This is a genomic window from Alloalcanivorax xenomutans, assembly GCF_032810065.1.
GTDB classification, from domain to species: Bacteria; Pseudomonadota; Gammaproteobacteria; order Pseudomonadales; family Alcanivoracaceae; genus Alloalcanivorax; species Alloalcanivorax xenomutans.
In genome coordinates this window covers 385,570-400,694 of sequence record NZ_CP136538.1, presented here as the reverse complement: position 1 = coordinate 400,694, position 15,125 = coordinate 385,570, and the positions used below count along the sequence as shown (strand labels likewise).

General features: G+C 60.9%; 15 protein-coding genes. 3 read left to right on the top strand and 12 right to left on the bottom strand.

Annotation, left to right across the window (positions count from 1 at the left end; genetic code table 11):
- Positions 1–564, bottom strand: a complete 564-nt coding sequence (locus RYH70_RS02005; RefSeq protein ID WP_022996924.1) for a gamma carbonic anhydrase family protein — start codon at positions 562–564, stop codon at positions 1–3.
- Positions 565–937: 373 nt separating this feature from the next.
- Between RYH70_RS02005 and RYH70_RS02000 the strand changes: the two genes are divergently transcribed.
- On the top strand, positions 938–2,176 hold the full coding sequence (locus RYH70_RS02000; RefSeq protein WP_317009716.1) for a dienelactone hydrolase family protein: 1,239 nt from the start codon (positions 938–940) through the stop codon (positions 2,174–2,176).
- Positions 2,177–2,196: 20 nt separating this feature from the next.
- Here the strand turns inward: RYH70_RS02000 and RYH70_RS01995 are convergent, their stop codons facing one another.
- The 5 genes from RYH70_RS01995 to RYH70_RS01975 form a co-directional block, all read right to left on the bottom strand.
- Entirely contained in the window at positions 2,197–2,619 is a 423-nt protein-coding gene (locus RYH70_RS01995; RefSeq protein WP_063142174.1) for a VOC family protein, read from the bottom strand.
- A gap of 115 nt (positions 2,620–2,734) precedes the next feature.
- Positions 2,735–4,045 carry a TRAP transporter large permease gene (locus tag RYH70_RS01990; protein ID WP_063142172.1) on the bottom strand — a complete coding sequence of 437 codons (1,311 nt, stop codon included), beginning with the start codon at positions 4,043–4,045 and terminating at the stop codon, positions 2,735–2,737.
- A complete protein-coding gene (locus tag RYH70_RS01985; protein WP_022996928.1) occupies positions 4,042–4,593 on the bottom strand; it encodes a TRAP transporter small permease subunit in 552 nt (183 codons plus the stop codon). Before RYH70_RS01985 ends, RYH70_RS01990 begins: the two co-directional genes overlap by 4 nt.
- Positions 4,594–4,678: 85 nt before the next feature.
- Positions 4,679–5,722 (bottom strand): TRAP transporter substrate-binding protein DctP, encoded by a 1,044-nt coding sequence (dctP, locus tag RYH70_RS01980; RefSeq protein ID WP_063142171.1) that lies wholly within the window; start codon positions 5,720–5,722, stop codon positions 4,679–4,681.
- Between the two features lie 201 nt (positions 5,723–5,923).
- Positions 5,924–7,384, bottom strand: coding sequence for an amidase (locus tag RYH70_RS01975; protein ID WP_022996930.1), 1,461 nt, complete (start codon positions 7,382–7,384; stop codon positions 5,924–5,926).
- Positions 7,385–7,561: 177 nt separating this feature from the next.
- Here RYH70_RS01975 and RYH70_RS01970 point away from each other — a divergent pair, with 177 nt between their 5' ends.
- Both RYH70_RS01970 and RYH70_RS01965 read left to right on the top strand, forming a co-directional pair.
- A complete protein-coding gene (locus tag RYH70_RS01970) occupies positions 7,562–7,984 on the top strand; it encodes a VOC family protein (RefSeq protein WP_022996931.1) in 423 nt (140 codons plus the stop codon).
- A gap of 114 nt (positions 7,985–8,098) precedes the next feature.
- Complete coding sequence (locus RYH70_RS01965; protein WP_063142169.1) at positions 8,099–8,746, top strand: MBL fold metallo-hydrolase; 648 nt, start codon at positions 8,099–8,101, stop codon at positions 8,744–8,746.
- 33 nt (positions 8,747–8,779) lie between these two features.
- Here RYH70_RS01965 and RYH70_RS01960 read toward each other — a convergent pair whose 3' ends face one another.
- From RYH70_RS01960 to RYH70_RS01935, 6 genes are all read right to left on the bottom strand, one after another.
- Complete coding sequence (locus RYH70_RS01960; protein ID WP_317009715.1) at positions 8,780–10,033, bottom strand: DUF445 domain-containing protein; 1,254 nt, start codon at positions 10,031–10,033, stop codon at positions 8,780–8,782.
- A 1-nt stretch (position 10,034) separates the two neighbouring features.
- Entirely contained in the window at positions 10,035–10,688 is a 654-nt protein-coding gene (locus RYH70_RS01955; RefSeq protein WP_022996934.1) for an Abi-alpha family protein, read from the bottom strand.
- A gap of 155 nt (positions 10,689–10,843) precedes the next feature.
- A complete protein-coding gene (locus tag RYH70_RS01950; RefSeq protein ID WP_035450508.1) occupies positions 10,844–12,064 on the bottom strand; it encodes a CaiB/BaiF CoA transferase family protein in 1,221 nt (406 codons plus the stop codon).
- Between the two features lie 27 nt (positions 12,065–12,091).
- Positions 12,092–13,603 (bottom strand): tripartite tricarboxylate transporter permease, encoded by a 1,512-nt coding sequence (locus RYH70_RS01945; RefSeq protein ID WP_317009714.1) that lies wholly within the window; start codon positions 13,601–13,603, stop codon positions 12,092–12,094.
- A gap of 43 nt (positions 13,604–13,646) precedes the next feature.
- The gene (locus tag RYH70_RS01940) at positions 13,647–14,114 is read right to left on the bottom strand and encodes a tripartite tricarboxylate transporter TctB family protein (protein WP_063142164.1); all 468 of its coding nucleotides are present in this window, start codon (positions 14,112–14,114) and stop codon (positions 13,647–13,649) included.
- Positions 14,115–14,116: 2 nt separating this feature from the next.
- Positions 14,117–15,082, bottom strand: coding sequence for a tripartite tricarboxylate transporter substrate binding protein (locus RYH70_RS01935; protein ID WP_233917801.1), 966 nt, complete (start codon positions 15,080–15,082; stop codon positions 14,117–14,119).
- Between the last annotated feature and the right edge of the window lie 43 nt (positions 15,083–15,125).

The window sequence follows — 15,125 nt, the reverse complement described above, 5'->3', positions numbered from 1 at the left end:
TTACCGTGCGTCTTCCGCCACTTCCCGGGCCAATCTCTGGAATAACGCCATGTCCTCCCAGGCGCGATGGTCGCCCTTGGCATAAGCGCGGGCATTGTGGTGATAGGCCAGGGCGTTGACCCGATTGGCGATGCGATTATCACGCTGGCGGCGCACTTCACCGGGAGAGCCCATGACAATCGAATTATCGGGAATCACGGTGCCTTCCTTGAGGAAGGTATGGCCGGCAATGATGCAGTTATCGCCGATCACGCAACCGTCCATGATGGTGCTGTTGATACCGATCAGACAGTTATCACCAATGGTGCAGCCATGCAGCGTCACATGGTGGGTAATGGAACAGTACTCACCCACCCGGGTACCACAGCCGCTGCCAATGTGAATCATGACGAAATCCTGAATGTTGCTGTAACGGCCGATGTGGATGTCATAGGCTTCCGCCCGCGCCGCCGCGTTGATCCACACCGATGCCCCTTCGGCGATGGTGATGTCGCCATACAGGTAAGCGGATTCGTGAACGTAGGCGCTGTCGTGAATGTTGGCGCGGGAATCGATGAACCCCATGGCTTGTTCTCCTTATGTGGATTGCGGTTTCATACTATTCGGAATTTCGTAACGTTCATGGGCCTGTTCACCCTATTTTCATCCCGCCTGTTGCGGCTAAAACGCCACCAATCCAGGCACGAGGAGAGAAGTTTGGTCATTCCAAATGAACGACGAGTAACGCGGAGTGGCGACGTTTTAGCCGCAACCCGAAGGGCTGGAACCCTTTTTACCTCCCGCGTCGTTGTCGGTTGCTCATTTGGAATAACCAAACCGCGCGCCCTCCGCCTGGCTGGAGGCAAACAGGGTATCCAGCAGACGGGATGAAAATAGGGTGAACAGGCCCTAGCATCATCAAAGGGGTCGGACAGGCCGGCCCGACAGGGAGCATAGCATGGGACAGTTCATTGATATCGAAGCCCGCGACGGCGGCCATTTCCGCGCCTATCTGGCCGTACCGGAAGGGGGCAAGGGGCCCGGGCTGGTGCTGGGTCAGGAGATTTTCGGTGTCAACGGCACCATGCGCGAGCTGGCGGAGTATTACGCCGAGGAAGGCTATGTCACCCTGGTTCCGGATTTGTTCTGGCGCATCGAACCCGGTATCGAACTGGGCTACACCGAACAGGATTTCGGTCGCGCTTTCGAACTGTTTCAGACCATTGATCTGGATCTGGCCATCGACGACATCGCCGCCACGCTGGATGCCCTGCGGCAACGGCCGGAGGTGAGCGGAGACGGTTTGGGCTTCGTCGGCTATTGCCTGGGCGGCAAGCTGGCCTATCTGACCGCCTGCCGCACCGATGTGGCGTGCAGCGTCGGCTACTACGGAGTCGGTATCGAGAACCATCTGCAAGAGGCCGGGTCGATCCGGGGGCGGCTGGTGCTGCATTTCGCCGAGTTGGACGGCTTCTGCGACGACGCGGCCCGCAACCGCATCATCACCACCCTGGGCGGCACCGTGTCACGCCTGGAAACCTTCGTCTATCCCGGAGTGGATCATGCCTTTGCCCGGCCCAAGGGCGACCACTATCACAAACCCTCCGCGCAGATGGCGCATGAACGCACCATCACCGCCCTGAAAAGGGAGATCGGCCCCGAATACGATTTGTCCGCCCTGTGGGAAGAGCACGTGCGCTACGAATTCGAGGCGCGCGATGTCCCGGCGACCATGGCCACCATGGTGTCCGAACCCTATGTGAACCACATTCCCACCATGACCGGCGGCGTCGGTTATCAACAGCTGAGCCGCTTCTACCAGCACCACTTCGTCCACGGTAATCCCGAGGACATGATGCTGACACCGATCTCCCGCACCATCGGCGCCTGCCAGATCGTCGACGAGTTCGTGCTCAGCTTCACCCACGACCGGGAAATCGACTGGCTGCTGCCCGGCGTGGCCGCCACCGGCAGGAAAGTGGAAATTCCCATGCTCGGCGTGGTGCGCTTCCGTGGTGACAAGCTGTGCCACGAACACATCTATTGGGACCAGGCCAGTGTGCTGGTGCAGATCGGCCTGCTGGACCCGGAAGGCCTGCCGGTGGCCGGCGTGGAGACGGCCCGCAAGCTGCTGGATGAATCACTGCCTTCCAACACGCTGATGGCGCGCTGGAAGGAGAGCGAAGGCCGGGACTGAGCAAGGGCCGCCGGCCGCCTTTATTCCGGGCAGCCGGCCTCCGGGTTGGGGCAATTCACCATCCAGGGGATGCCGAAGCGATCCGTGGCCATGCCGAAGCGCAACGCCCAGAACGTCTCCTCCATGGGCATGGTCACACTGCCGCCGCTGCACAGCGCCTCGAAGATTTTCTCGGCCTGCCCCGGATCGTTCACCTCCAGCGATACTGACAACCCGATGGGCGCCTGATACCGGTCCGGAGGGCTGTCCGAGCCCATCAGCACGGTGCCGTCCAGTTTCACACAGCCGTGCATGATCCAGTCCTGCTTCGCCCCGGGCATATCCTGACAGCCCTCTGGGCCGTACGGCAGCAGTGCCAGGATCTCGCCGCCCAGCAGGTCGGCGTAGAAGCGCAATGCCTCCTCGCACTGTCCTTGGAAGAAAAGATAGGGATTTACGTTCACGGGTGACTCTCCTTGTGGGTTAACGTCACCAGAGAGTCGATCGGGAAGAGGATAATTCGACAAGCCCCCGGCATTCCGTCATCGGACGGGGCCGGGAGCCAGTCGGGAGCCGCCGTCAGAACAGGGCTTTGGGCAGGTAAGTGGCGATTTCCGGGAAGATCATGATCAGCGCCAGACCAACGATCTCCACGAGCACGAACGGAATCACCGAGGAGTAGATGTCACGCATGCTCACATCCGGCGGCGCCACCCCTTTCAGATAGAAGAGGTTGAAACCGAACGGCGGAGTCATATAGCCGATTTCCATGTTGATCACGAACAGAATGCCGAACCAGATTGGATCAAAGCCCAGGCTCTGCACGATCGGCATGAACACCGGCAGCGTGATCAGCATGATGCCCACCGGGTCCAGCACCATCGCCAGCAGGAACACAATCACCATCATGGAAATAATGATCGCCCAGGGGCCACCGGGGATAGACGTCATCAGACCTTCGATCAAGGCCTGGGCACCCATGCTCTGATAAGCGGCGCTGAAGGCGTGAGCGGCAAACAGAATCCACATGATCATGCCGGTGAGCTTGAAGGTACGCAGGGACGCTTCACGCATCAAACCCCAGGTCAGCTTGCGATAGACGATGGCGGAAAGCAGGGAGCCGAGCACACCAACGGCGGCCGCTTCGGTGGGGGTGGTGATACCCTTGATGATGGAGCCCAGCACCATCACCACGATCAGAATCGGCAGGATCACCGCCCGCAGCGCGCGCATCTTCTCCGCCATGTTGCCCCGTTCTTCCTTGGGCAAGGCCGGCGCCAGATTCGGCTGGAAGGCGCACCGCACGACGATGTACAGCACCGTCAGCACCATCAACAACACGCCCGGCAACACCCCGGCGGCAAACATCTGGCCCACCGAAACGCCGGTGATCAGCGAGTAGAGGATCATCAGGATGCTGGGCGGGATCAGAATCCCCCAACCGCCGCCGGTGTTGATGACCCCCAGCGCCAGTTTCTTGTCGTAGCCGCGTTCCAGCATCGATGGCAAGGCAATGGTGCCCATGGCCACCACCGCGGCACCGCTGATACCGCACATGGCCGCGAACAGCGCGCAGATACCAAGAGTGCCGATGGCCAGACCGCCGCGCAGGCCGCCCCACCACAGGTGCATCATATGATAGAGATCCTTGGCCACCCCGGTGCGTTCCAGCACCATGGCCATGAACACGAACAGCGGGATCGCCACCAGGGTGGAACTTTCCATCGTGCCCCAGATCTGCGAGGCGACCATATAGAAAGCGTCGGCTCCCCAGGTGAAATACAGGAACACTACCGAGACACCGCCCAGTACGAACGTCAGCGGCACACCCAGAAAAACGAAAAGCAGCAGGGTGCCGAAGAACAGCAAGGTGAGCATTTCGATACTCATAGGTGGTCTTCCTCCTCGTCACCCAGAGTCTTGATCTCCGACGGATCGATCAGATTGAAGGCCACGCCCAGGTCCTGCAGCAACTTGGCCAGACCCTGCAACAGCAGCAACAAGGCCCCCAGCGGGATACAGGCCTTGATCGGCCAGATCGGCGGGTTCCAGGCGGAATAGGAGGTTTCCAGACCCTCGATCGATTCCAATGCCATGGAGCTGCCGAAATACAGCAGTGCCCCGACGAAAATAAAGAACACCGCGGAGGTGATCACATCCAGGCCGGCGCGCACCCGTACCGGCAACGCGGAATGGAACAGGTCCACGTTGACGTGGCCTTTATGCGCCATGACATAACCGCCGGCGAGCACGCCGTAGATCCCGAAGAGCATCTGCGTCAGCTCGTTGGTCCATACGGTGGGCGCACCGAACACGTAGCGGAGGAACACCTCCAGTATCAGGAACGCGAACATCGCGAACACCAGATAGGAAACCCAGCGGCCGACATGGTCGTTCAGCCAGGTGATCCCATTAATAAACGCTCGAACCGCGGACATGGGATTCCTCCAATAGGTCGAGTGAAGGGCGGGAACGAGAAAAGGGCGCCACGATGGGCGCCCTCATCATCCTGACGGTCATCCGTTACAGGTAACCGAGGTCCTTCAGGAAGCCACGCAGTTCTTCCACGATGGCTTTCGCCTCGGGGCTGCGCTCGGCTTCTTTATCCCAAGTCTTCTGGGCGGTGGCGGTCAGGCGCTTTTGTACGTCGTCGGGCAGCGTGTTGATCTGCACGCCTTCGTCACGCATTGCCGTGGCCAGGGAAACCCGCTCCTGGTACAGATACTCGTTGGTGCGCAGCCAGAACTGTTCTTCCAACGCATCCTTGACGATTTTGGCCATGCCGTCCGGCAGTTTGTCCAGGGCTTTCTGGCTGACGATGAAGACGTCGGTGCCGGCGATGTTCAGAGCCGGTTTGACGTGGTACTTGGCTACTTCATACAGGCCCATGCTCTTCGCACCCTGGGAGGCGCCCCAGTGAGCACCGTCGACCACGCCGGTGGACAGCGCCTGATACAGCTCACCGCCGGGGATATAGGAGCCAGCGGCACCGGCTTCGGTGAGGAATTTCTGCAACGCGCCGGAAGAGCGGATCTTCAGCTTGGTGAAGTCGTCCCAGCTTTCCACCGGCTTCTTGATCACCATTTCAGTGGGGTAGATCTTGTCGGTGGAGTAGTACACGCCGTACTTGGCGGCTTCCGCCCGCAGCTTGTCCTCGAACCCCATGTTTTTGTGGAAGTACACCGCTTCCCACACGTTGTGGAAGGCGAAGGGCAGACCGGAGGCAATGCCGCCCAGGCTCAGCTTGTCCTGGGCGTAACCCGGGGAGATGGTACCCATTTGAATGATGCCACGGCTGACCGCGTTGAAGGTCTCGTTGGGCTTAAACAGGGCGCCGGACTCAAACAATTGCAGTTGCAGACGGCCATCGGTGCGTTCTTCAAGCACCCGCTTGATGCGTTCCAGACTGTCCTTGTAGGAGCTGCTGGCACCAGGCCAGTGGGACTGAACCTTCCATTTGATGACATCGTCGGCGGAGGCCAGGGAGGGCAAAACAACGCTGGTCGCCACCGCCACCGCGGCGGCGGCCGTGACCAGATGCTTACGGAGTTGTGCTAATAGAACCATTCTAGTTCTCCTGCTTTTTCTTCTCGGGTGGTGAGCGCCACCGGTTTGGGTCAAAGCGACACCTATTTCGCATAGCGAAATAGGTGATCAAAATAATGAGATTCCGCGCAAATTTAACACAGGATCCCTCATCGCCATACCCACTTTTGTCTTATTTCGTTTCCACGACTACTGGGTCATTTTTAATGGAACCAGGCCGGTTTAGCCGCCCAAAGGCGGTTCTGGCAAGGCTTCCAGCCGTTCCTGCAGCAACCGGGCGAAACGCAGCACGGTACGATCCTCCAGGTAGGGGCCGATGATCTGCACGGCCAGCGGCAATCCCTCCGCGGAAACGCCGATGGGCAGCGTCGCCGCCGGCAAATAGACCGCCCCGGCCAACCCCACCCAGACCAGGATGTCCATATAAGGCTGGTCCACTCCGTTCACCGTCAGCGTACGCTGATCCGGGCCCGGCGTCTGCCGGTGGCTGAACGGCAACGTCTGTACCACCGGACACAGCAACACGTCGTGGTCCTGGAAGAACTGACGCCATTGACGCCGCATCACCGTCCTCCGCTCATTGGCGCGCAGCCAGTCCGCATGGCTCTGAGTGGTGCCACGAGCGAAGCGGGCCCGGTAACCCTGATCATCCGGAGCGGCCTCGGCGGCCCCTTCTTCCATCTGCTGGTACAGCGACGGCGGCAACCCCACCCCCATGGTGCCGGCAAGCAACTGATAGTAAACATCGTATGCCTCGGACAGACCGATCCCCTCGGGCCGCGCCTCATGGTCCACCGCCACGCCCCATTGGCCCAATTGTCCGGTCAATTGCTCCAGGGCCTCGACGATACGCCGGTCCACCGGGCAACGGGGGTCATCCAGCCAGGCCGCCACCCGGAACGACTCGAGCTGCTGGTGGCGCGGTTCCGGCAGTTGCAAGCGCCAGCCGGTACCTTCGTCCTGATCCGGACCCGCCAGAATTTCCATGGCCAGTTCCAAGTCCTCCACGTGCCGTGACATCGGGCCGGCCACGGAGATGTCCCGGGTGGACAGGGCGCCTGGTGGTCCGGGGATATGACCACGGGTGGGAATCAGCCGCCAGCTCGGCTTCAGACCCGCCACACCGCAGAACGCCGCCGGGGTACGAATGGAGCCGCCGATATCACTGCCCAGTTCCAGCGGCGTCATGCCGGCGGCCAGCGCGGCGGCGGCACCGCCAGAGGAGCCGCCCGGAGTCAATTCCGGGTTCCACGGATTGTTGGTGGTGCCATAGATCTCGTTGAAGCTCTGCAGATCGCCGGCGTAGGCCGGTATGTTGGTCTTGCCGAACAGTACCGCGCCGGCGGCGCGCAACCGCTCAATGGCATCGGCGTCCTGCCGTGGAACATGTCCGGCCAGATCCGTCACCCCGGCGGTGGTGGGCCAGCCGGCCACTTCGAAGGTTTCCTTCACCGTCATTGGCACCCCGTGCAACGGACCCCAGTGTTCGCCCCGGGCCAGCGCCTCATCCGCCTCCCGTGCCCGCTGCCGCGCCTCGTCGAAGCGCCGCACCACCACCGCGTTAAGCGGCGGATCCAGCTTCTCCACACGGGCTATGAAGTATTCCAGCGCCTCACTGGAAGTCAGTTCGCCCTCACGGATACGCCGGGCCAGTTCGGTGGTGCTCAGACGATGCAACGCCATCACAGCTTCTCCCTATCATTTGTTATGGAATCTGGTTTCATTTTCATAATCGAACCCCCTCCATGCCGCCGGGTCAAGCGATGGCGCATCCCGACCTCTTCCCTGGAGCCCGCGGGGCCGCCGTGACAAAATGGGCGCCCTGCCTGCAAAAGTGTCCTGATTCACGGAGACCAGCCAATGAAATACCTGCACACCATGGTCCGCGTCACTGACCTGGATGCCTCCCTGCGTTTCTATTGCGAGGGACTGGGACTGAAGGAAGTCCGCCGCAAGGAAGTGCCCGCCGGGCGTTTCACCCTGGTGTTCCTGGCCGCGCCGGAAAGCCCGGAAGCGGAAGTCGAATTGACCTGGAATTGGGACCCGGAAGAGGACATGGGCTCGGCGCGCAACTTTGGCCACCTGGCCTTCCGGGTGGATGACATTTATGCGTTATGCCAACACCTCCAGGACATGGGCTACACCATCAACCGCCCGCCCCGGGACGGCCACATGGCGTTCGTCCGCTCACCGGACCTGATTTCGGTGGAATTGCTGCAAAAAGGCGATGCTCTGCCGGCACGGGAACCCTGGGCCTCCATGGAGAACACCGGCAGCTGGTAAGGACAGCTGGATACCGCTGACCCCAAGCAAGGTCACATCTTCAGCGCCGGGGGGTTGCCCTCCACCGTGGTTGAGGTCTTAGCATGGGCTCAACGCCAACCCTGGAGCGCCAAGATGAAACAGATCGCCGACGACCTGTGGGAGACGGAGCCGGAATACCCTGCTCCCGGCTTGCAGACCCACGCCTACCTCTACGCCCATCCGGCGGGTAATGTGTTGTTCTACAACACCAGTCATGATGATGAGTTATCCGCTTTCGCCGATCACGGCGGCGTGCATCGCCAGTATCTGAGTCACCGCGACGAAGTCGGCGCCAGCCTGGCGGTGATCCGGACCCGTTTCAACAGTCAGTTGTGCGGGCATCGGAGCGAGCTGGAAGACATTGAAAAATACTGCCCGGTGGATGTGATACTGGCGCAACGGGAGCATCATCCGCGCGACATCGAAATCCTGCCCACCCCCGGGCACACCCCCGGCAGCACCTGTTTTCTGGTGCAATCCCCCACCGGCGACCGCTATCTCTTCACGGGTGACACTCTGTACTTCGATGAAGGCGGCCAGGGCCGCAACGGTTTCCTGCCTTCAATGAGCGACCACGAAGCCTTGATCAAGAGTTTGATTTTCCTGCGCACTCTGTCTCCGGACCTGGTGATCTCCAGCGCTTTCGGCGCTGGCGGCGGCTATCGCCGTTTCGAGGACGCGCAAAGCTGGCAAGACTGTGTGGACGAGGCACTGGCACCATTACGGGATGCGGTGGATTAGAGTCCCGGCGGGCCGTGGCGCGCTAACGGTCCGCTACCCCACAGGCATCACCGCGAAATGCAGCATGACATGGACCTGGACCTCCCCCACCAGGAAGCCCAGCAGAGCGCCCACCGCGATCAGAATCCACTCGTCCTGCTGGAAAGCCGGCCGCAACAGACCCTCGAATTCCTCTTCGGTCAGTTCCTGCATCTTGGTGACCAGCAGATTCTTCAGGTCCATGGCTTCCTGCGCATAAGCCTCCACATGACCAAGCGCCTCCGGCAACGCCGCCATGACCTTTTCCGCCACGGTTTTTTTCATCTGCTGGTAACGGCTGGTGCCCACCGCGAACACCACCAGGGGCTTGGCCAGCCCGGCCTGTTCGTCCAGGGTGCGTTGCACTTGGCGCTGAACCAGCGCGAACAGACGGTCCGATAACGGCCCCTTGAGGATTTCCTCGATGATCGCCTGCGGGGTGACGATTTCCTGGGCCACCAGTTCGCCATAACGGGCCGCCACCTGCTTGCGCCGGCGCAGAAACAACCCCTGCCATTCGAAAATACCGAAGTAGCGCACTGGCTGCTTCGGGTTGAAGATCATCTTCAGCGCCAGCCAATCGGTGAACCAGCCGGTGAACAGACCGAACAGGGGGATCACCCAGACGTTGTGGGTCAGCGCCCAGACCACCGCCTGAACACAGCCGATGGCGAAGCCAAAATAAATACCGGAGCGGGCAATGAACTTGAACTCCACATGGCCGGCCTCCAGGAACACCCGGTTGAGCAGTTCCTTGTCCCGCACCAGCGCGTTCACCACCATGTGCTTGAGATCGAACACCCGATGGATGTTGGATTTGATGTCCTCCATGATCTGCTCGACCATGTGCGGCGCTTCTTTCTGAATGCGCTGGATCACCCGCCGCTTGATCCCTTCAGGCAGGGTTTCCCATAGGCCGGGCTGATATTCCGAAGCCACCTCCCGGGTAATGTCTTCCACCACGTCGATAAGCGGATCGCGGATTTCCGCCGCCACCCGCTGCGGGTCCAGACGGTCGAACACATCCTCCGGCTTCAACAGCCGTTCCATCATCAGATCACAAGCGATGCTGGCCATGGTGGCGGCCCGGCGCGGCACGATCCCCTGCCAGCCCAGCAACGGCGGTTTACCGACGAACTCCAGCGGCTGGAACATCATACGAATCGCCACCAGCTTGGTGACATAGCCGATCAAGGCCGCCACCACCGGCATGGAGAGATAGAGAATCCAGTTGGCGCGTACGTCGGCAAGGATCAGGGACCAATCCATCTCACCTTTCCTCCTCACCCAGTTGCATCACCGCATCCCAGAGGCGCTGGCCCGCGGGGCTGATCACCAGAGTCTCGCGACAGCTCCTCAGCGGCGGCCGCTCCCCGTCCCAGCGGCGCAGCGCTTCCCGGAACGTGGCATCGCCCTCGCACAGCTCGTAATCCATTCGCAGCGACGCCCGTTCCGGCAACGCCGCCGCCAGACCATTATTGATCAGACGGGCCAGATACAGCGGCACGTATTCCTGAGCGTACACGCCGGCACTGCGGCCGATACTGGAATAGCGGTGCAGCGCTTCCCCGCTGTCACGCCAGCGGGCGCGGCGCAGGGTCAGCATTGGATAACCGGAACCGTCGGACAGCGCCGCCAGCAGACGCCATTCATCGGAAACCAGATGGCCGGCGAGGCCCTGGACGATCTCCAGCTCAAGGGTGCCGGTATCCTGCTCCAGGCTGACGGCCAGGCGGTTCTGGAACGATTCGGCATGACGGGAGGCCCCGGGATCCAGGGCATCCATCCGCTCCCTGAGACCACGAAGCACCTCTTCTTCCACATGCTGAAAACGGGCTTCGGCACGGCGTACCGGCGGCAGGCGCCGCAGTATCGCCAATACGCGGGCCCCCACCGGGGGCTGAGGCTCGGACCGGTTAGGCAAGTTGCTGCATCCTTATTCTTGTCGTGATTCTTCGGATTCGCCGGCCCCTGGCTGACGGGGAACCGGCTCGGTTATGGATTCAGCAATACCCAATTCACCGGAGGCTGTCCACAGCAGACGCGTGACAGCACGTTGCTTTTATTATGCGGCCCATATCATGCCGAGCCGCCAGCCGCGATCACGTTCCTGTCCAGAAGCGCCTGGCATTGTTCCGGCGTAAAACCGATCTGCGCCAGAACCTCCAGGGTATGTTCCCCCAGTTCGGGCAACGTATAGGGTTTCTCCATCTCACCGGCGTCGGCGAAAGTGAAAGGCAGCCCGGGGATCTCCACCTCCTGGCCCCGGCCGTCGTTCACGCGCTTGAAGATACCGGTCGCCTGGACATCGGCACTGGCCCGGACCTGACGGTAATCCCGCACCACCCCACAGACCACACCGAACTTCTCCAGTTGGGCACGCGCCTCTTCACCTTTGTAGTCACCCAGAGCGGTACTCAGAATATCGATCATCGCCGGCCGGTTTCTGACACGGTCGTTGCTGGTGGCGAAACGCTCGTCCCGGGCCAGGTCCGGCAGCTCCACGGCACGGCACAGCCGTTGCCAGTGATCCTCCATATAGGCGGAGATGACAATGTAACCGTCCTGCACGGCGATCAGATCCGCCGCTGGCGCCACCAGTGGCTGAGCATTGCCGGCCCTCTGCGGCAAACTGCCGGAGCAGGCGTACTCCGCCCAGATCTGTGACTGCAATCCGATTGCCGTGGCCAGCAGGGAGGCTTCGATGGTTTCTCCTTCGCCGGTCCGGGCAAAACGGAACAAGGCGGCGAGCACGGCGTTGGCGGTGGCCGTGGCGGTGGCCGCGTCGACCACGGCGAACCCGGTTTTCAGCGGTGTGCCTCCCGGCTCACCGGTCAGCGACATCATGCCGCTTTCCGCTTGCGCGGCGATATCCAGCCCGGGGCGCTCCCGGGAAGGGCCGCCAGTGCCGAATCCGGAAATGGAAGCGTAGATCAGGCCCGGCTTTTCAGCGCGCAGCGTGGCCGCGTCCAGACCGATACTTTCCATCACGCCCACACGAGTGTTTTGCACCACCACATCGGCCCGCAGGGCCAGCTTGCGGGCGATTTCCACGCCTTCGGGGTTGCGCAGATCCAGGGTTATGGATTTCTTGCCACGGTTATAGGCCATGAACATGCCACTGCGATAACCGCTTTTCTCACTGACACCGAACTTCCGGCTGTTATCGCCGTTGAAGCTTTCAATCTTGATCACGTCGGCGCCCAGATCCGCCAGAATCTGGGTGGCGCCGGGGCCCGCGATGAACTGGCCGAACTCCACCACCCGGACACCATCCAGCGCTTTTTTATTCTCCGTCATAGCCATTATTCTCCCTGTACTTCCTGATTAATTCGAATTAGTTGACGGCTGCCCCTTCCGCCGTTGCAGCACACGCCGCTGAATAAGCCGAATCGCAGGCCACAACAGAAACAGCGTGGTCAAAGCAAACAGCACCGCGGCAATCGGGCTGGCGGCGAAAGCGACGAAATTGCCCTGATTCAGAATCAGACCCTGCCGCAGGCTTTGCTCAATCATCGGGCTCAGCACGAACCCGATCACCATCGGTGCCAGAGGGAAGCCGTTGTAGCGCAGCAGGAAACCGGCGATGCCGGCAATCAGAACCACCAGCAAATCAAAAGGGTTGGCATTGATGCTGTAAGTACCGGTGGCGACCAGCACCACCACGCAGGCCATCAGTAGCGGCTCGGGGAGACGCAGAATCCGCGAAAACAATGGCGACATCAGCATCCCGCCGAGAAACATGCAGATATTCGCCACGAACAGCATCATGAAGATGAACAGCACCAGCGACTGATTCTCGAGGAACAAACGAGGGCCCGGTGTGACGCCTTGCAGCACCAAGGCACCGAGCATCACCGCGGTGATCGGATCACCGGGCACACCGAGAGACAAGGTCGGCACCATGGCACCTGAGCTGACCGCGTTATTGGCCGCCTCGGAAGCAATCAGGCCATCTGGCTCACCGGTGCCAAATTTGTCCTTGTTCGGTGAGCTTCGCTTGGCTTCCGCATAGCTGACCATGGAAGCGGAGGCGGCCCCGACACCCGGCAAAGTACCAATCCAGGTTCCGATCAGTGATGACTTGATCAGCACCGAGGCACGCTGGCGCAGATCCAGCAGTGTCGGCAGTTGGAAGGCGGAGCGGATAACCGGTCCGATTTCCTCCTTTTTCTCCGCCGCGCGCCAGAACACCTCGGACAAGGCGAACAAGCCAACCAGAAACGGCACCAGACCGATACCGGCGGAGAGGTCGAAGACACCAAAGTCATAACGCAGATAGCCGGTCACGGGATCCTGCCCCACCACCGCCACGAACAAGCCCAGCAGACCGGCGAGCAGCCCCTTCACCAGGTTGTCCCGTGACACCGTCACGATACAGGTCAACGCGAACAGGCCCAGCGCGAAATATTCCACCGGCCCGAAGCGAATGCCGATCTTCGCCAGCAACGGCGAGGCCACCGCCAGAATGATCGTGGCCAGGATACCGCCAAAGGCGGACGCCGTGGTCGACCAGCCCAATGCCAAACCGGCATCGCCACGCCGCGCCATGGGAAAGCCATCCAGCACCGTCGCCGCGGACTGCGGCGTACCGGGTGTATTGATGAGAATCGCGGATAGCGAGCCGCCGTAGATCGATCCACAGTAAATGCCGAGCAGTAACGCGATACTGGCGCCTTGCCCCAGGACAAAGGTCAATGGCAGGGCCATGGTGATCGCCAGCAACGATCCCAGGCCGGGCAAGGCGCCGATGATGATACCCACCAGCGTACCCGCCACCACGGCCAACAGGGCATCCATCGAGGTGAGCATACTGAGGGCGCTTAAAAAGGCATCCATTTCGATAGCCTCCGGTTATCCGGTATGTATTTTTTTGGAAAAATTATTGGAACAGTGAACTCAAGGAAGGCAACGCTGGCCCCGGGGGCGTCCGATTCAACAAATCGGCGAAGCCGTACCAGATCATCGCGGTGAACAATACCGAGATAACCACCAGCCATAGTGGGCGCCGGAACCCCAGCACCCCGCTCATCACCAACATCAGAGCCAGGGTGCTGGGCACGAAGCCCAGCGCCTCATAGGCCAGCAGGTAAGCGCCGCTGATCATCGCCGTTGCCGCCAAGGCCCGCCACTGAATGCTCGAGGGCGGCGTCCCGGAACGCCCCAACGCGCTCTTCACCAGCAGCCACACCGAACACACGCCGATCAAGACCAGCAGCACCTTCGGATACCAGAACGGATCATTGGCCACCTGCTGCACGCTGTCGTCGCCACCGCCGGCGAAATACACCGCCAATGCCGCGACCAGCACGGCAACGCCATAGCCAGCGTCAAGGACACGTGCTTTCATAATTACCGGCCTCCGCCTTTTTTGATCACATCATTGATCAAGCGGCCATTCACCTCGGACGTATGCTCCACCAACTGACGGAACTCATCCGGGCCCTGATAGCGAGCCTCGAAGCCGACACGGGCCAGTACCTTTTTCAGCTCTTCGGATTCAGTGGCCTGCTCACAGCCCTTTACCAACTTCTGTTTAATGTCCTGCGGCAGCCCTTTGGGGGCGACCAGGCCGCCGGAAACGGAAGCGGTCATGTTGTGGCCCTGTTCCATCACGGTCTTGATACCGGGCAGGGAGGCCATAGGTTCATCACTGAATACCGCCACCGCATCAAGATTGCGGTCGGTAACCGTGTTCGGCATCGCCATATACAGATCCACATGTCCACCCATCAACGCGGTCAAACCCGGGCCGTCGCCGGCAAAGGGAACGTGGGTCAGCTCGATACCCGCCACCTGCTGGAATCTGAGCATGTCCAGGTGCGGCAAAGTGCCCGGCCCAGGGCTGCCAAAGGACAACTTGCCGGGATGGGCCTTGGCGTAATCGATCACCTCGTTCAGAGTGTTGAACGGCGAATCCGGTTTCACTACCAGGACTTCAGGGCCGTAGTAGAACTGGCACAAGTAGTCAAACGATTCCGTGTTGTAGGGAGTGCGATGCATGTGAGGCTGATTGGCGATGGTGCCTATTGGTGCCACGCCGATGGTGTAGCCGTCCGTCCGGGCCCGGGCCAGAGCGCTGATGCCGACGCTGCCACCACCACCGGAACGGTTATCGACAACCACGTTGACACCAAGATGATCGGCAAGGGCATTGGCGAGAGCCCGACCGGCCAAATCACTACTGCCACCGGCGGGATACGGCACGATTTCCGTTATTGGTCTGGTGGGAAAATCCTCCGCCAACGCCAATGGGGACACCAGCAGAGACGGCAGAGCGGCGGTCAGAGCAAGAGACAATAGTTTTGTTATCTTCATGTTGTTCTCCTGAATATCAGATAAGCGCGGTTTGGCCCCGATT